14 protein-coding genes are annotated in these 19273 nt (G+C 34.5%); 7 read left to right on the top strand and 7 right to left on the bottom strand.

The features are described 5' to 3' along the window. Positions 1–6: 6 nt before the first annotated feature. The 3 genes from bshA to P8I29_06985 all read right to left on the bottom strand — a co-directional run bounded on the left by bshA (position 7) and on the right by P8I29_06985 (position 5041). On the bottom strand, positions 7–1140 hold the full coding sequence (gene bshA, locus P8I29_06995; GenBank protein ID MDG1917538.1) for an N-acetyl-alpha-D-glucosaminyl L-malate synthase BshA: 1134 nt from the start codon (positions 1138–1140) through the stop codon (positions 7–9). Then, positions 1140–4076: a glycoside hydrolase family 3 N-terminal domain-containing protein gene (locus P8I29_06990; GenBank protein ID MDG1917537.1), complete on the bottom strand. Its 2937-nt coding sequence runs from the start codon at positions 4074–4076 to the stop codon at positions 1140–1142. Before P8I29_06990 ends, bshA begins: the two co-directional genes overlap by 1 nt. Before the next feature lie 80 nt (positions 4077–4156). Further along, the gene (locus tag P8I29_06985) at positions 4157–5041 is read right to left on the bottom strand and encodes a universal stress protein (GenBank protein MDG1917536.1); all 885 of its coding nucleotides are present in this window, start codon (positions 5039–5041) and stop codon (positions 4157–4159) included. A gap of 46 nt (positions 5042–5087) precedes the next feature. Between P8I29_06985 and P8I29_06980 the strand changes: the two genes are divergently transcribed. Together P8I29_06980 and P8I29_06975 are read left to right on the top strand one after the other, a co-directional pair. Continuing rightward, complete coding sequence (locus P8I29_06980) at positions 5088–5930, top strand: nucleoside phosphorylase (GenBank protein MDG1917535.1); 843 nt, start codon at positions 5088–5090, stop codon at positions 5928–5930. Between the two features lies 1 nt (position 5931). Then, a complete protein-coding gene (locus P8I29_06975; protein ID MDG1917534.1) occupies positions 5932–6789 on the top strand; it encodes a transglutaminase-like domain-containing protein in 858 nt (285 codons plus the stop codon). 3 nt (positions 6790–6792) lie between these two features. Here P8I29_06975 and rny read toward each other — a convergent pair whose 3' ends face one another. The 3 genes from rny to P8I29_06960 form a co-directional block, all read right to left on the bottom strand. Next, the gene (rny, locus tag P8I29_06970; GenBank protein ID MDG1917533.1) at positions 6793–8331 is read right to left on the bottom strand and encodes a ribonuclease Y; all 1539 of its coding nucleotides are present in this window, start codon (positions 8329–8331) and stop codon (positions 6793–6795) included. Between the two features lie 220 nt (positions 8332–8551). Then, positions 8552–8833 carry a cell division protein ZapA gene (locus tag P8I29_06965; GenBank protein ID MDG1917532.1) on the bottom strand — a complete coding sequence of 94 codons (282 nt, stop codon included), beginning with the start codon at positions 8831–8833 and terminating at the stop codon, positions 8552–8554. Between the two features lie 14 nt (positions 8834–8847). Then, positions 8848–9135, bottom strand: a complete 288-nt coding sequence (locus tag P8I29_06960) for a hypothetical protein (GenBank protein MDG1917531.1) — start codon at positions 9133–9135, stop codon at positions 8848–8850. Positions 9136–9276: 141 nt separating this feature from the next. Here P8I29_06960 and P8I29_06955 point away from each other — a divergent pair, with 141 nt between their 5' ends. After that, on the top strand, positions 9277–10980 hold the full coding sequence (locus tag P8I29_06955) for a M23 family metallopeptidase (protein ID MDG1917530.1): 1704 nt from the start codon (positions 9277–9279) through the stop codon (positions 10978–10980). A gap of 2 nt (positions 10981–10982) precedes the next feature. Here the strand turns inward: P8I29_06955 and P8I29_06950 are convergent, their stop codons facing one another. After that, complete coding sequence (locus P8I29_06950; GenBank protein ID MDG1917529.1) at positions 10983–11399, bottom strand: arsenate reductase ArsC; 417 nt, start codon at positions 11397–11399, stop codon at positions 10983–10985. Positions 11400–11506: 107 nt separating this feature from the next. On the opposite strand from P8I29_06950, the gene P8I29_06945 reads away from it, so the two are divergent. The 4 genes from P8I29_06945 to P8I29_06930 all read left to right on the top strand — a co-directional run bounded on the left by P8I29_06945 (position 11507) and on the right by P8I29_06930 (position 19266). After that, positions 11507–13963, top strand: coding sequence for a TonB-dependent receptor (locus P8I29_06945; GenBank protein ID MDG1917528.1), 2457 nt, complete (start codon positions 11507–11509; stop codon positions 13961–13963). Between the two features lie 83 nt (positions 13964–14046). Continuing rightward, positions 14047–17199, top strand: coding sequence for a M1 family aminopeptidase (locus P8I29_06940; GenBank protein MDG1917527.1), 3153 nt, complete (start codon positions 14047–14049; stop codon positions 17197–17199). Positions 17200–17203: 4 nt separating this feature from the next. Further along, positions 17204–18196: a UDP-glucose 4-epimerase GalE gene (gene galE, locus P8I29_06935; GenBank protein ID MDG1917526.1), complete on the top strand. Its 993-nt coding sequence runs from the start codon at positions 17204–17206 to the stop codon at positions 18194–18196. 17 nt (positions 18197–18213) lie between these two features. After that, positions 18214–19266: a glycosyltransferase family 4 protein gene (locus P8I29_06930; protein MDG1917525.1), complete on the top strand. Its 1053-nt coding sequence runs from the start codon at positions 18214–18216 to the stop codon at positions 19264–19266. Positions 19267–19273 lie beyond the last annotated feature (7 nt).

Raw genomic sequence — 19273 nt, 5'->3', positions numbered from 1 at the left:
CAAAATCTAATGTAGTAGCGAATGGTACAGCCTTTCGTATAATGGGACAATCTTACTTAACTCAAAATTTTGAGCATGCTTCAAAGCATTGGCCTTAAAATGCGATAGATTGTCCTCATCTTTAAGTATTTCTAATACACTTGCCGTCATGCCCTCAACATCGCCCACGTCTTTTAAAAAGCCCGTAACGCCATCTATATTTACTTCAGGCAAACCACCCACATTAGACGACACTACAGCAACACCAGATGCCATAGCCTCAAGAGCTACTAATCCAAAACTTTCCGTTTCTGAAGGCAACAAAAACACATCCGAAATACTGGTAATTTGTTCTATACGCTTGGACTTACCCAAAAAGAATACCTTATGATCAATGCCTAATTCTTTAGATAGGTGCTTGACTTGATGTAATTCTGGCCCATCGCCAACCATCAACAATACGGCCGACATTTGCTTTTGTACACCTTCAAAAATACGAATGACATCGTCTACCCTTTTTACTTTTCTAAAATTTGAAATATGAGTTATCACAACATCATCGTCCTTAGCAAATTGAGATCTTAATTCTAAATCCTTAGCAAATCGGTACAAACTAGGGTCTATGAAATTAGGAATAACTTCAATCTCTTTTTTTACATCAAAAAATTGATAGGTATCTTTTTTCAAACTCTCCGAAACAGCCGTTACGGCATCGGATTTATTAATGGCAAATTCAATTACAGGCTGATAGGATTTGTCCTTACCCAACAAGGTAATATCCGTACCATGCAAGGTGGTAATAAATGGTAAATCTATGTTTCTAGATTTTAAAATTTGCTTAGCAGAATAAGCCGCCGAAGCATGAGGAATAGCATAATGCACATGCAAAAGGTCTAACTTTTGATTGATAGCGACATCAACTAACTTACTAGATAACAACAGTTCGTAAGGAGCGTATTCAAACAATGGATAATCAGAAACAGATACCTCGTGGTAGTACATGTTTTTGGTAAACCAATCCATACGTACAGGCTTACTGTAGGTAATAAAATGCACCTCATGTCCCCTTTCAGCAAAAGCCTTGCCTAATTCGGTAGCAACAATGCCACTACCGCCAAATGTAGGGTAACAAACCACACCTATTTTTAAGGTTTTATTCATTAATTATCGGTTCTTATTGCATCGTAAAATACTTGCATAATCTTGGTGCGAACATCCATTTCTAACAGCTTCTTATTCTCTGAAGTGGGATGTATTCTGTTGGACAAAAATACATAAACAAATTGTTCGTCAGGATCTGCCCATACCAAAGTACCTGTAAATCCTGTATGTCCATATGCCTTATAAGATGGGCTACAATCACAAGCTGGCCCGCCTTCTTGATTTTCTAAAACAGCTTTATCGAAACCTGCTCCCCTCCTATTATCGTCTTCGCAATATTGGCAGCTAGTGAATTGACTGACAGTAAATTTTTGAAAATACCGTTGACCTCCATATTCTCCTTTTTGCAATAACATTTGCATGAATATTCCTAAATCATTAGCGTTAGAAAACAAACCCGCATGACCGCCTACACCACCTAGCATCGCCGCTCCCATATCATGAACATCACCATGTATCAACTGACTTCTAAAGTAATAATCGAATTCGGTTGGTACTATGCGACTACTGTCAAATCGTTCCTTGGGTAAATAACCCATCGTACTCAATCCTAAAGGAGCATAAAATTCTTGTTTTACAAAATCTTCTAGAGATAAAGACGATTTGTTTTCTATGATATCTTTAAATAGATAAAAGCCCATGTCGCTGTATTTGTACTCCTTGTCATTGAGCTTAGTAGCCAAAATCCTAAACATTATGCTATCTGGGTATTCTCTATGCAAATAAATACCATCTGCCACACGAACAGAAAAGGTATCGGTATATTCGGTGCTGTATAAAGTATCTCTCAAACTACCGTCTTCTTCTAGTGTATTCTTATAAAATGGTATCCACGATGCTAATCCAGATTGATGTGCTAATATCTCTCTTAGAGTTAGTTTTTTCTTGTTCGAGGTATCAGCAAGGGTAATATAGTTTTGCAAACTACTATCCAAATGAATTTGTCCTTGCTCTTCTAAATGCATTAAAGATGGTACGGAAGCAATGATTTTAGTCAAGGAAGCCAAATCATAAATATGCGTATTCTCTACTTTAGTTTTCTTCTTGTAGGTATGATATCCATAACTCTTTTCAAAAAAAACAGTACCATCTTTTATAGCTAATATCTGACAACCTGGCGTTGCTTCTTTGTCAATAGCATCGGATACAATACTATCGATTTTAAGAAAGCGTTCGCTATCTATTCCCAAACTCTCTGCTCTATTATATTTAAGACGTATGGGCTTTAGCTCTAACCCTGAACCTTCCTTAAAATGTTTGTTGGATACGGGCAAGCTAGCTTTTACTCCTACTCCTCCAAAAATCAACTGAGCAGCATAATTTTGTGCTTCATCAGAATTTTGATAGGCCATTATCAAACCATCAAAAGAATAAGTCATCAACAAATCACTCAGAGAATAGGGATTGGCAAAAACACTTAACACCACTTTAGATTGAAAGGCAAGAGTTTGTAAAAACAAATCCGTATTCTGATGTATTCGATAAGATTTCCAAGCGTGTTTGTTGGATTTGTGAACACTTGCAATAACTAGATTATATTGGGCTAATGAGTCCAACATTGATTTTCTTTCGCTCTGACTGTGCTCCTCCTTAAGATGAAACTTTTGTATCGAAGCGTACTTGGATAAGGTAGACTGAAAAGGTGTGGACTTCTCGCCTATACTCACTACTGCAATATTCAAAGTGTCTAGCTTCTTAAGAGGCAATAATGATCCTTCGTTTTGTAGTAATGTAATGGATTTTTCAACAAGAGATTCGTTTAAGGCTATAGCAGACTTAGGATTCAAATCTTGAATTAAATCACTCTCATTAAGGTGTATTTTATTGTCTAGACCAAACCATTTTTTGGTCATCAATATTTTTCTACACCTTTTGTCAATCTCTTCTTCACTGATATCTCTATTGGCAATAGCTTCTTTGATTTTTTCAATGGCTTTGGGTACGTCTTCAGCGAAGAGCAATACATCGTTGCCTGCTAATAAGGCTTTCAAATCGACTTCACCAGGTTCGTAAAACTGACTTACCCCTTTCATATTCAAGGCATCGGTAATGACTAAACCCTTAAATCCTAAAGTATCTTTTAACAAACCATTGACCACCTTATCAGATAAAGTGGAAGCCAAAGAGTCGGTATCGTCCAAAGCAGGGATATGTAAATGAGCAACCATAACACTTCCTAAGCCTTTATCGAACAAGCTCTTAAATGGTATCAAATCAATAGAGTCTAAGCGTTCGTACGAATGATTGATAGTTGGTAAGGTTTTATGAGAGTCCGCATCCGTATCTCCATGTCCGGGAAAATGCTTTGCACATGCCAAAACTCCACCGTCTTGCAGTCCTTGCATATAGGCTAAAGATTGCTGAGCTACTCGAAAGGGGTTTTCACCAAAAGATCGGTTATTAATAATGGGGTTTTTAGGGTTAGAATTAACATCCACTACTGGTGCAAAATTGATATGTACTCCCAAGCGTTTGCATTGTCTTGCAATTTCTAAGCCCATCTGATAAATCAAACTGTCATTTTGAATTGCTCCTAAGGTCATTTGCCATGGAAAACGAATTGTGCTATCTATACGCATAGATAAGCCCCATTCTGCATCTTGTGCAATCATCAAAGGCACTTTACTTAAAGATTGATAAGAATTCGTTAACCGCAATTGCCTAATCGGACCGCCTTGCATAAACATCAAACCGCCGATGTGATAGTTGCTTATTAAATTTTCTATTTCTTTTTGATGCGATTTGCCCTTGTTAGAATAAGCCGCAACCATAAACAATTGTGCAATCTTTTGGTCTAAAGTCATAGTGGACATGGTCTGGTTTACCCAAACCTTATCGACATTGTAAAATGGCGGAGATTGTACATCAATATCCTTATCAGCATTGAATGCTAAAAATGAAAATAGGATTAGAAAAAAAGATAATAAAAGCTTCATATAACTTAGTGAAAGAAGAAAACTAATAAATGAGTGTAGTCTGTATTCAAAATTTCAAAAAGTTTATGAACATCTTTCAATTATTGTACAGTAAAAGAAGAAGTGTCTTTTTTGACAGATGGCCTAATACTCATGACTGGAATATCCGATTTGTTAATCAATTTTCTAGCGTTAGAACCCAAGAAATTCAAATCTAAATTATCCTCTCCTTTTGTCATTATCATTATCAAATCGGCGTTGATATCTTCAGTATACTTGACAATTGAACCTGAAAAACTTGCTGAAGTTGAGATTTCTAATAAGTCTTTACTGCAACTAATACCCTTAGAAGAGATGAAATCGTTTACTTGAGATAGGTTTCTATTCAGTTTATTTTTAATAGAGTCGTCATCGTTGTCATAAGATACTGAGAATACTTTAATCGATGAGTTGAATAACCTTGCATATTGTATAGCATAAGTCACTTTTTCACGAGTTTCTTTGTTCAAATCTAAAGGTAAAGCAATGACCTCGCAGGAAGTACTTACAGATTTACCTTTGATTGTAATAACAGGACATGGTGCTGATCTAACCACTTTGTTGGCATTGGATCCAATAAACTTCTTCTTGATGTCTTTTGGAGTACCATCAGTACCCATAACAATCAAATTAGCATTAATGGAATCTGCTACATCAATAATCTCTTCATAAATCTTACCAGAGGTTACCATACATTTTACATTTTTTACCCCATCACAATATTTTGAACTCAAATCAAGAAGGTTTTCTCTTAACTTTTCTTTGAACTGCTTTTGCTTTTCTTCGTAATCAGAAAAAATCTTTTGAATAGCAGTAGGCATTTCTACAACTGAAAGTAGAAATAATTCAGAATCAGTATGTTTTGCAACAACTACTGCTTGTTGTAAAGCAATAATAGATTGATTGGTAAAACCTATGGGAACGAGAATAATATCTTTAGAAGTCATAATAATTTAATATAGCTTTGCTAATACAAAAGTAAACAAAAACAAGATGAAATCTCACGCTAAAGAAATAAAAGGAGTTTATCACCTAAATTTATTACCAGAACACATTGCAAAGGATATATTTTTAGTCGGTGACCAAGGTAGGGTTAGTGAAATATCAAAGCACTTTGACCGTATAGAATATCAAATAGCTAATCGTGAGTTTGTAACCCATACAGGCTATATAGGCCATAAGAGAATTAGCGCCGTTTCTACAGGAATAGGAACAGATAATGTCGATATTGTTCTTAACGAATTAGACGCTTTAGTGAATACTCATTTGGATAGTGCAAAAGAAAAAGAAGAAAAAACCAGTCTTAATCTAGTAAGACTAGGCACTTCAGGAACTATACAAAGTGACATTGAAGTAAATTCATTAGTCGTATCTTCTCATGGATTAGGCATTGATAACCTTATGCATTTTTATGCTAACAACCAATTTGATAAGGACATGCAACAGGCTATTGACCAACAAATAAAATGGCCTAACGAACTGTCAAAGCCTTACGTCTATTCTGCAGATAATGAACTGCTTAATAAATTTAAAGTTTATCAGCAAGGCATAACAGTTACTGCCCCAGGGTTTTATGCCCCTCAAGGCAGAAAAATGCGTATCCCTTTTGCTATTGAAGATTTACATAAAAGATTGCTTAACTTCAACCATAATGGCACAAAAATAACTAACTTTGAGATGGAGACTTCTGCACTTTATGGCTTAGGCAAACTTATGGGACATAATTGCTTAACTATCTGTACTATATTGGCTAACAGAGCCAGAAATGAATACTCCAACAACCCTAAAGGTGCTATCGAAAATCTAATAGAACAAGCATTAGATAAACTGGTGTAAAATGAACGATAAAGAGCTCAACGCTTTAATTAGTCTTTTGGAAGACCCTGATAAGGACGTCTTTGATTCTGTCAAAACAAGACTTATTGAATTAGGTGTTGATATATTGCCAGAACTAGAAAATGCTTGGGAAAGTAACTTCGATAGTCTTGTACAAGATAGAGCTGAAAAAATCATTCATGAAATACATTTTAGTGGTACCGTTAATTCATTAAAAAAATGGATTAGAACAAGCGATAAAAATCTACTTGAAGCTTGGTTTATTATTAGCAAATACCAATACCCTGATATTGACGAACAATTTTACAGAAACAAAATTTACACTCTAGCTCAACAAGTCAGTACTAAAGTAGAACAAGCCTATTCTGAGTTGGAAAAAATCTCTGCATTTAATAATGTTTTTTTCAAAGAAAATGGATTTAAAGGTAATACAAGGAATTTTCATTCACCTGATAATTCTTTTATTAATAGTCTGATTGACAATCATAAAGGAAACCCTTTATCCCTATCCATGCTTTACATCATTATTGCTAAACAAATAGGCTTACCCATATGTGGAATAAATATGCCCAAACATTTTATCCTTGGTTTTGAAGATGAAAATGAAATTAATGGTGATCCTATCAAATTTTATATCAATCCGTTTAGTAAAGGTTCAATACTCAATCGTCAAGATTTGGAAGTTTTTTTAAAGAGGGAAAAACTAAAAGAAGAATCTAAATATTTTGCGCCTTGCGGAAACACCGCTATTATTAAGCGTTTGATAAATAACCTACTACATTCTTTTACCTTTCAAACGAAAAAAGAAAAAGCCCAAGAAATGATAACATTAATTAGGCTATTTAAATCAACTAAGTAAAAACTATTTAGCGAAGTTTACTGCTCTAGTTTCTCTGATAACAGTAACTTTAACTTGACCAGGATAGGTCATCTCTGTTTCTATCTTTTGTGATATCTCAAACGATAATTTTTCCGCATCGGTGTCCGATATCTTTTCACTTTCTACAACTACTCTAAGCTCCCTTCCTGCTTGGATAGCATAAGATTTAAGAACACCTGGATAAGCTAAAGCTGTATCTTCCAACTCTTTGATTCGCTTGATGTAAGATTCTACAATTTCACGTCTGGCACCAGGTCGAGAACCCGAAATAGCATCACAGACCTGTACAATAGGTGAAATCATAGACGTCATTTCTACTTCGTCGTGGTGAGCACCAATAGCATTACATATATGCTCCTTTTCACCATATTTTTGAGCTAATTTCATTCCTAATATAGCGTGAGGCAATTCTGGCTCATCATCAGGTACTTTGCCGATATCGTGTAACAAACCAGCTCGCTTAGCTGCCTTGGCATTAAGACCTAGTTCAGACGCCATCGTTGCACACATATTAGCAACCTCTCTAGAGTGTTGTAAAAGGTTTTGACCATAAGAAGAACGGTATTTCATACGTCCGACCATTCTTATCATTTCAGGATGTAAACCATGAATTCCTAAGTCAATAGAAGTTCTTTTTCCAATATCGATAATTTCTTCTTCTATTTGCTTTCTTGTCTTCTTAACGACTTCTTCAATTCTAGCAGGGTGTATTCTACCATCTGTAACTAGCTTATGTAAAGCTAAACGGGCAACCTCTCGCCTTATCGGGTCAAAACAAGATAAAAGTATAGCATCAGGAGTATCGTCAACAATAATCTCCACACCAGTAGCAGCTTCTAAAGATCGGATATTTCTCCCCTCTCTACCAATAATTCTTCCTTTGACATCGTCACTATCTATGTTGAATACGGACACCGAATTTTCGATAGCTTGTTCAGTAGCTACTCTCTGAATAGTTTGAATTATGATTTTTTTAGCATCCTTGCTAGCTGTCAATTTAGCTTCTTCTACTATCTCTTGGGCATATGCTAACGATTTCGTTTTGGCTTCATCTTTAAGAGCTTGTACGAGTTCTTCTTTAGCTTCGTCAGCAGATAAGCCAGATATAGTCTCTAAAGCCTCCACTTGTTTTTCTAGCAGCTTATTTGATTTTTCCTCTTTTTGCTGAAGAATCTCCTGTTGCCTAGAGATAGAGTTACGTATTTCGTCTAGCTTTTTTTCTTTATTGCTTACTTGACCTAACTTATGTGAAAGTTTATTTTCTTTCTCTTTGACTCTAGATTCAGAATGTGCTAGTTTCTGATTACGCTGATTGATAACCTTTTCATGCTCAGATTTAAGTTCTATAAACTTTTCTTTAGCTTGTAAAATTTTATCTTTTTTTATCTGTTCAGCTTCTTTTTTGGCCTCAGCTATAATTGAATTTGATTTTTTCTTAGAATTATAGTTAATAATAAAGTACGATATCGCCCCACCAACTAAAACTCCTGTAAGAGTCATCAAAATTATGATTGAATTCATTGTTTTAAGTTTAAAATTAAATACCCACACCAAACGATGAGCTAATAAACTCCTTTTAAAAATGGTTGAGGTAGCTACACAATCGCAAAAGTCCACTGTTCTGTTAAGAAACCTAAAAGGTTGAGGCCGGTTTTTGAAGGCATAAGTCAGTCCTCGAATAAAAACGTGTTGAGTTTAAAAACTGGATTGATTGACGTGGGTATTATTTAAAGAACATTTTTTATAAGTGGCTGTCAATGATAGATTCCATTGCTAATAACTGATCTTCTAGGCTACTATCTACTTTAACCTTTTGCTCATCACCAAGTACTTTAACAGCCATTTCAAGCAAACACATACTCAATAAATCTTGAGTGTCACGAGCTTCAAATTTAGCTTCATAAAGCTTCAGCCTATCTTCGATAGTTTTAACAGCTTTACGAACACCTTCCTCATCTTTTCTATTGATGGTAAGGGGGTAAACCCTATTAGCTACTGTTACTTTAATTTTTAGTTGTTGCATAGAGCAATTTCAAATCATTTATTCAACAAGGCAATGCATTTATCAATTTCACGCACCAGCTCATTAATTTTTTGTTTTGCAGCTTTATTATCTCCTTGGTCTCCGTCTCCCTGAATTGAAGAAGAAAGCTTTAAAACCTTATTTTTTTCATTCAATTGTTGGATAGTTTCGTTTTGAACTTCCAGTTTCTTGGATAATTCATCAACCTTTTGTGAAGAAGTATTTAACTCTTCTTTAATCTGCTGATAGTTAGAGAGTAATAACTCTAACTTATTATGTAATCTCTCGATAGTAACTTTCATATTCAGCAAAAAATTTCCTCAATTGATATGAATAACAAAGGTAACATTGCAATACTTAATTACAAAGTATTCCGTTAATTTTTATAGTATTATTTTTGCGAATGTTTTATTATAGTTTAAACACATAAATATTTTTTGTTGATGTTAAGAAATAGCCTACTCGCTCTTATTATATCTTATTCTACTCTTGTTTTTAGTCAGAATCACCCTCAAGACCTTCACCCTCCTTTAGATATTCCTTTAGTATTATCTGGAACTTTTGGGGAGTTGAGAAGTAATCACTTTCATGCGGGTATTGATATCAAAACCAAAGGTGAATCTGGACTAAGGGTATATGCTATTGCAGATGGCTATGTATCTAGAATAAAAGTTTCTCCTTGGGGTTATGGTAAAGCAATCTATATCACACATGATAATGGATACAGCTCTGTATATGCACACCTAATGCGCTATAATGGTGCTATACAAGAGTATGTGATCAGCAATCAATACGAACAACAAAGCTATGATATTGAGCTATTTCCTGAAAAAGATGAATTGAGAGTCAAAGAAGGTGATATCATCGGCTTGTCAGGAAATACAGGAAGTTCTGCCGCACCACATCTCCATTTTGAAATTAGAGATAGCCAAAACCAATATCCACAAAACGGATTAATGTTTGGTTTTAACGTAATTGACAATATACCTCCAGTAATAAAAGAACTTAAGGTATATGCCAAAAGTAAAAATACTCAAGTTAACAATACCTTTGAAGATCCCATTTTTAAGGTGAAAGGCTCAGGCAAAACATGCTATATTGATGAAACAATTGAAGTTAGTGGCCCATATGCGCTAGGTATCAACACCTACGATTTATTGAATTTTGCTAAAAATAAAAATGGAGTTTACTCCATAGAACTGTTAGTTGATAGTCAATTGATATACTCCCACAGTATGGAGGAATTTGGATTTCACGAAACACGCTATATTAATTGCCATCTAGATTATTCCGAAAAAATAGCTAACAAAAGAAAAATTCACAAATGCTTTATTGAACCCAATAATAAGCTGTCTATCTATGATTATGTTTCTAATAGAGGAATTATAAAACCCAATGGTAGTATTCAGTCTGTTGAAATGCGAATTAAAGACGTTTATGGAAACCTTTCAAAATTGAGTTTTAAAGTCAAAAAGGTTGAACCTAATTTAGAGGCTGTTCATCCTTTGGACACTATTAAATTCACTTCAGTATTTCCATTCAATTCGAAGAATAGTTTTAAAAATGAATCGGTATCAATAGAAATACCAAGTTATTCTCTTTACGACACTTTATATTTCAAATACAATGTTTTTAATGACTCAAGTGATATTTTTCACTCTCCTATTCACTCTATTCATGATGAAGAAACAACGGTACATAACGCATATTCTTTGTCCGTAAAAACAACGGTGCCTGATTCTCTAGCATCAAAAGCATTCATTTGTAAACTCAATAATAAAGGCAAAATAAACTATGTGGGCGGAAAATATGAAAATGGTGTACTTTCTGTGAAAACTAGAAAATTTGGTGATTTTTCAGTAGCAGTTGATACGATTAAGCCTGTTGTTAAAGGCTTAAACATATACCCCGGCAAAACGATTAAAAGCTCTAACCTCAAGGTTACAATTAAAGATGAGCAGACTGATATAAAAAAATATACAGCCACAATTAATGGCAAATGGGTACTAATGGAGTACGAACCTAAGCGTAACCGCCTCACTCACTATTTTGATAAGGATTTGAAACCGGGCAAACACGTATTTAAGATACTTGTTTACGACTCATTAGATAATTTTACTAAATACGAGGCCGTCTTTTACCGATAATTTTAATTGAATGTTTTAATTATCTCATTACAATAGGCGATAATCTCATCTCTTACTTGTTCATAAACGACCATTTTTTCATCATCGCTTCCTTCAGCATCTGCAGGGTCATTAAAAGAATGGTGAATGCGTTGGGTAGCATTTTGAAAATAAGGGCAATTGTCTTTGGCATGATCGCAAACCGTAAAAACTAAATCAAAATGTATATCCTCATACTCTTTCATGGTATTAGAAGTGTGACCATCAAGAGAATAGCCTAAATTTTCCATAGCTTTTTTCATGTAGGGATTAATTCCATGTGCTTCAACACCAGCACTATAAACCGAAAACAATGAATTATCTAACCGCTTTTTCAAAACGACTTCCATCATCTGAGAACGACATGAATTTCCTGTGCACAAAACCAATATTTTTTTCATAGATACTATATCTTCTTTTTATGAGTTATTCTATTTGTTGCCAAAAATAAAATAAATGTGTTTAACTAAAATAAAGTTAATATGAATATTAATACATTTGCGAGTCTATGTTAAAAGGTGTTTTCTGGCATTCATTTATCCTCACTGTATTCCTTTCGTTAAACGGCATTGGGCAAAATGTTAGTGGAGTGATAACTACTTCAGAAAGCTTCTTCCTCCAAGGTGTAAACGTAAGTGTATTAAACGAATCTAAAGGAACTATCTCAGATGGTAATGGCTCGTATTCTATTGACGTTTCTGCCAATAGAAATCAAGAACTTATCTTTTCTTTTATAGGCTATAAAACTCAAAAAATTAAGCTCCCCATGCTTAAAAAGGGGCAAAATTATGAGCTCAATATTGTTATGAAAAACCTGGGCGTTTCCATTGATAATGTGGAAATAGAAGATAAAAAGAATCGAGGCAATACCTTTGAAAAAGTTGATGCTAAACATGTCGTTTCTCTTCCATCTACAAGTAGTGGTGTAGAAGGTTTAATCAAAACATTACCTGGAGTAAACTCTTCTACAGAGCTCAGTTCTCAATACACTGTTAGAGGCGGTAACTTTGATGAAAATCTAGTTTACGTCAATGGCATTGAAGTATATCGACCATTTTTAATACGCTCAGGCCAACAAGAAGGCTTATCCTTTGTAAACTCAGATCTCGTTTCTTCAATACAATTTTCAGCAGGAGGATATGCAGCAAGGTATGGTGATAAAATGTCATCAGTTCTGGATATCACTTACAAAAAGCCTAAGGAATTTGCGGCTTCTACTACAATGAGTTTATTAGGTGCAAATTTACACCTTGAAGGTGCTAATAAATCTAAAAAACTCTCTTACCTTCTTGGAGTAAGACACAAATCCAATGCTTATTTATTAAATAGTTTAGAAACGGAAGGTGAATATAAACCAAGCTTTAGCGATGTTCAAGCATTCCTAAGCTATCAGATTAGTAAACGCTTGTCATTGAATACGCTATTAAATTACTCTAGAAACAAATATCAACACAAGCCTGCCAATAAAACTACTCGCTTTGGAACGATAAGCGTACCCCTTGAATTGCGTATTTATTTTGAAGGTCAAGAAATAGACAGCTACGAAACTTTTTTTAATGCCTACAATCTATCATTTCAGGCAAATGAAAATCTAAAAACAGACTTGACATTTACCGCTTTTCAAACTTATGAAAGTGAAACCTTTGATATATTAGGGCAATACTGGTTATCAGAAGTAGATAATGATTTAGGCTCAGAATCCTTTGGAGAGGCCAGTTTCAATATTGGTGTTGGCTCACACCTAAACCACGCTAGAAACTACCTACAAGCCACTGTATATAACATTGAGCATAAAGGTGTTTACTTTAAAAACGACTTCGAGTTTAGGTGGGGTATAAAAGGGCAAAAAGAGAACATAATTGATGAAATAAACGAATGGACACTAATTGATTCTTCCGACTATTCCCTTCCTCACCCAGTAGATTCAATAGGTGTAGGAATACAAAATCCAACTTCCTTTGTACTCGACGAATCACTTAGAACATCTATTGATTTGAATTCGAACAGATACAATGCTTATATGCAGTTCGAACAAAAACTTGGACGATTTAATCTCAATTCAGGGATTAGAACAGCCTATTGGAGTTTAAATGATGAGTACCTTTTTAGTCCTAGAGCTTCAATTTCATACGAACCATTTTGGGACAAAGATATTGTGTTCAGGTTTGCTACGGGGTACTACTACCAATCACCATTTTACAGAGAACTCAGAGACTTTAATGGTCAGATAAATACCAATATAAAATCTCAAAAATCCTTACACTATGTGCTGGGTAGCGATTATAATTTTAAAATTTGGCAACGACCATTCAAATTAGTAACCGAATTATATTATAAAGATATCACTAACCTTATTCCTTACGAGGTCGAAAACGTTAGAATAAGATATTATGCCAACAATAATGCCGTTGGTTATGCTAAAGGATTTGATTTAAGATTAAATGGTGAGTTTGTTAAAAATATAGAATCTTGGGCGAGTATCTCAATCCTTAGCACCAAAGCAGATATCCTTGACGATAGTTACATAGACAGTGAAGGTAATACCATTGAGCCAGGATATTACGACAGACCTACGGATCAATTGATTAATTTTAACCTATTCTTTCAAGATTATTTACCAAAGAATCCTAATTTTAAGATGCACCTCAATCTTGTATATGGCTCTCGACTACCACTAACCGCTCCAGGAAGCTACAAAGGGCAATACAATTTTACTATTCCAAATTACAAAAGAGTGGATGTCGGCTTTTCTGCTATCATCAAAAAAGAGGGACAAAAAGGAAAAAAATATAACCCTTTCAATTTTACAAAATCCACTTGGATAAGTATGGAAGTGTTTAATTTACTCGATATTGATAATACCATTTCATTTTTGTGGGTAAAAGATACCAATGGTTTTCAATTCGGTGTTCCTAATCGACTCACCTCTAGACTTATAAACATTAAGCTCCACTTAGAAATCTGATTGATTTTTCTATCTTTGCAGACTAATTTTAAGATAGCTTTATGAAGTATCCGTTTATATTATTTTGCATTTTATTAAGTACAGTGACGTTTTCACAAACAAAGTACGATCCGCTTACTACACCCAACACATATAATCAAGCCGATAACCCCAACTATTGGAAAAATAAAGCACCAGCTGGATATTGGCAACAAGATGTACACTATACTATCAAAGCAAATGTTGATGAAACTAAAGATATCATTGATGCTTCGGAAGAGCTTGTCTATTGGAACAACTCGCCAGATGATTTAAACGAACTCTATTTTCACCTCTATCAAAATGCTTTTATACCAAATTCGTATTGCTCAGAGCTACACCAACAGAACAATAAGGCCATAGCCTATGGAAACTATGAGAAAAAAGGATTAGGTACTGTGGTTAAAAATTTGAAAGTAGATGGCAAATCCGTTGAAACTATTTTGGACAACACTATCTTAAAAGTTATTCTTAATGAACCTTTAAAAAGCGGTGATAAAATCACTATCAATATGGACTTCAAAACCTACTTTGATACCGGTTCCCTAAGAAGAAGAATGAAAACTTTTAATGCCTTTGGCAACACGCATTATGACGGTGTACTATGGTATCCAAGAATAGCTGTGTATGACAAAAAGTTTGGCTGGACTAAAGATCAACATCTAGGAAAAGAATTTTACGGTGATTTCGGAACCTTTGATGTAGAATTGACATTTGCCTCCAATTATGTAGTTGAAGCTACAGGAGCATTACAGAATAGAGATGAAGTAATGCCTGCTGATTTAAGAGAAAAGTTAGATATTAAAAACTTTGCCGATAAAGCATGGAACTCCCCTCCTAGCATTATAATACCATACGATAGTCTTTCTAGAAAAACGTGGATTTACCATGCTGAAAATGTTCATGATTTTGCGTTTACAGCTGACCCAACATACAGAATTGGCGAAGTAGAATGGAATGGAATTCGTGCTATTTCCTTAGTTCAAGAGCCTCATGCGTCAAGATGGCAAAATGCAGCCGAATTTGCAGCAAAAGTGATACAAGTATTTTCCGAAGATATAGGCATGTACGTTTACAATAAAATTATTGTTGCTGATGCAAGGGATGGTATGGAATACCCTATGATAACTCTTGATAGTGGTAGTGATCCAGGCTATAGAGGATTGCTAGCTCATGAGATAGGTCATCAATGGTTTTATGCTCAGGTAGGCTCAAACGAAACTTACAGAGCTGCATTAGATGAAGGCTTTACTCAATTTTTAACCGCTTGGGCATTAACAAAAATTGACGGTGAAAATTTAGTTAGAGAAAAGCCAAGTAGTAAATACGGCCAACGTTTTACCAAAGACGTCAAAGCTATAGACTCTAGAGTTTATTATGCATACCTAAGAGATGCCACTAAATATAATGACCCTGCATTAAATACACATTCTGATGACTTTGGAAGTGCTTTAGGACATGGCGGAGGATACAGACACGTTTATTACAAAACTGGCGCTATGCTTTATAATCTTCAGTATGTATTAGGCGACGAGCTCTTTATTGAAGCTATGCAACATTATTTCCAAAAATGGAAAATGGCACATCCCTATTTTGAAGATTTTAGAGAAGCTATCATAGAATATACCAAAGTAGATCTCAACTGGTTTTTTGACCAATGGTTAGAAACTTCAAAAACTATTGATTACAGTATTGACAACATCGAAAAAACGACTGAAGATAATTTCGAAGTCACTTTTGAAAGAAAAGGTGAAATGCAGATGCCTATCGATTTTAGCGTATTCGCTAACGATGGTAAAGAACATAAATTTCACATCCCCAATCATTGGTTTATTAAAAATACAGATGCTACAGTACTCGATAAGTGGCATGCCTGGGGCAAATTATATCCAAAATACACCGCATCAATTAATATACCTTCAGGAATCGACTATGTAGTCATTGACCCCAGTCAGCGATTAGCGGATAGGTACATGCTAAATAACGTCAGTAAAGTTCCTATGGATGTAGATTTCGATTCTAAAATATGGAATATGCCCAATTGGAAAAAATATGAATTGAATGCTAGACCAGATTTGTGGTGGAATAATTATGACGGCGTTAAGGTGGGTTTACACTTCAATGGTGATTATATGAATTATCATCATAAAATAGATGCTAATATATGGCTGAACACAGGTATACTTCAAGACTATCAGTATTATGACTCCTATAAAAATGAATACAACCCATTCTCTTACCGCTTTAACTACAACACAGGTTTAGACAAATTCAGTAAGCATACAGACATGACATTACATAGCCGTATGCTTGATGGGTTGAACCTTAATAAGATTCAATTAAAAAAATACGACTACTCTAAAAAGAATCTTTTCTATGCAGGTTTTAAAAGCATGTATAGAGCCAATATATCTGATTTGAGATACACTAATTATAAGGTTTGGGAAAACGATAAATTTAATAATATAGCTTCTTTTGGTTGGACTCACTCCTACTCCTATAAAGGCGGAAAGGGTAATATAAATTTAGAACTAACGAGCTCTTCTGTTGGTAGCGACTACGACTATTCTAAAGTTGAATTGACCTCCATACACAAAAGTAAGCTAGGTAAGCTTCAACTTAACACAAGGATATTTGGTCAATATGGTAGTGGCTCAAATTGGGCAGGCGAATCTAAATTAAATTTAGCTGGAGCAAACTCAGAGGAATTAATGGAGAATAAATTTACACGCTCACAAGGCTTTATTCCTAACGAATGGCTAGGTTATGACAATACTACCAATCATTTTCATATGGGCGGAGGCTTAAACCTTAGAGGCTATACAGGTTATTTTTCTCCTGAAATAAATGCCAATGGAGATAATGTATCTAGCTATCAAGGGGAAAGTGGAGTTTCTATAAATGCCGAATTAGAAATACAAAAAATACTTCCCATAATAAAAAATCAATCTAAGTTGAAGACCTATCTATTTGCTGATGCAGGGATAATTAACACAACAGAGATTACATCCGAAAACTATAAAGATGCATTTTCTAATTTGCGTTCTGATGCAGGTATTGGTATCGCATTGACACTTAACAAATGGGGCGCTCTACAAATGGTCAAACCTCTTACTCTAAGAGTAGATTTCCCATTTTTCTTGAATAGGTATCCTTACGTAGATGAAGGTAATATTCAAACAAATAGATTTGTAGTAGGCATAGGCAGAACATTTTAATAAAATGAAAAAGATTTTAGTAACAGGGGGAGCAGGATATATCGGTTCACATACACTTGTGGAATTATCAGCCAACGATTTTGAACCAATTATTGTAGATAACCTATGCAATACATCAATTCAAAATATTCAAGGTGCTGAAAAAATAATTGGTAAAAGCATCTCTTTTTATAATGTTGATTGCACGGATGAAGATGCTTTGAATGCAGTATTTGAGCAGGAAAAAAGTATTGAAGGTGCAATACATTTTGCTGCATTCAAATCAGTAGAAGAGTCTGTAAGAGAACCCGAAAAATACCATTCTAATAATATAGGCTCATTACAAGTGTTGCTTAATGTAATGAAAAAGCATAATGTAGAAAATATCATTTTCTCTTCTTCCTGTACTGTATATGGAAGTCCTGATATATTACCAGTCAGTGAAAGTGCGCCTTTCAAAAAGGCAGAGTCCCCGTATGGAGAAACCAAACAATTGTGTGAAGAACTATTAAATAATACAAAAATATCAAGTATATCATTACGCTACTTCAATCCTATTGGTTCTCACGAAAGCGGAGTAATCGGCGATTGCTCGTCCGATAAAGCTAGTAATTTAGTTCCTATAATAACAGAAACTGCTATTGGTAAGAGAGAACAAATAACTGTCTTTGGAGACGATTACGACACGCCCGACGGCACTTGTTTAAGAGATTATATCCATGTAGTTGATTTAGCTAATGCACACGTAAAAGCCCTACAATATGTAATGAAAAACAAAGGCAAATCAGCATTCAATATAGGTACAGGAAACGGAGTTAGTGTACTACAAGCAATTCATATTTTTGAAAAGGTAAATAACATCAAAGTCAATTACAAAATTGGTCCTCGAAGAGCAGGTGACGTTGAGAAAATATATTCCGACAACACTCTATCTACAAATGAACTAAAATGGAAGGCTCAAAAGACACTCGATACAGCTATGCTTAGTGCATGGAAGTGGGAAAACCAAAAAAAATAATTTTACTTTTACAGCCAATGAAAAATCAAGAAACCATACTATTTGTATCTCCAAGATTAAGTGGTTTCGCTAAAAACGATTTAGATATTTTATCACAAAGGTATCGTGTAAAACAAAATATATACGATTGGGATAAGAAAAGTAAAACACCTTTACACCTAATAAAACAATTTACATTTCTTCTTTTCAATATTTGGTCTATCAATAAAATAGTGATTGAATTTGCTGGTTATTGGTCACTTTTACCCACACTATTTGGAAAGTTATTAGGTAAAAAGAGTATCATTATAACACACGGTACAGATTGCGCTAATTTGACTTCACTACAATACGGTAGTCTAGGCAGAAAGTATTTAAAAACATTCTGCTATTTATCTTTTCGGTTAACAGATTTAATATGCCCAGTAAGTGAATCTTTAATGAAAGTTGAGAATCACTTTCATAATAAGCCGAATGAAGTTGAACAGGGTATATTATCATTTTTTCCAAATATTAAAACACCATTCAAAGTCATTCATAATGGCTTAGATATTGACTTCTGGAAAACAACAAGCTACAATAAAAAGTCTAACTCTTTTTTAGCTGTATTTTCGAGTCAACAATATCAATTAAAAGGTGGCGAATTAATTTTTACGATGGCTTTTCGCATGAAAAATTGCACATTCGAAATTGCAGGACTAGAAAAACCAACTTCACTCATAAATATACCAGAAAACATCATATTTTTAGGGCATTTAAATAAAGATGAGCTAAAAGAAAAATACATTGAGCATGAGTTTTACTTTCAACTTTCAAGCTTCGAAGGTTTTGGCTTATCCCTATGTGAAGCTATGTTAGGGCAATGTATTCCAATAGGTTCTTCGGTAAATATGATACCAGAAATTATAAGTGATAATGGCTATGTATTAGAAAACAAAAATGCTTTTGAACTTGAAAAAATTTTAAACGATGCAATTCAGAAAACGGATAAGAAAGAAGTGGCATCTAAAGCTCAAAAGAGTATTATTAATAGATATAGCATAGAAAGAAGGTCTGACAAACTATTAGAAATATTGAGAGAATTAAACTAATCCCTGA

Source organism: Flavobacteriales bacterium (assembly GCA_029248105.1).
Lineage (GTDB): Bacteria > Bacteroidota > Bacteroidia > Flavobacteriales > UBA7312 > UBA8444.
This window is presented reverse-complemented; position numbering and strand designations above follow the sequence as displayed.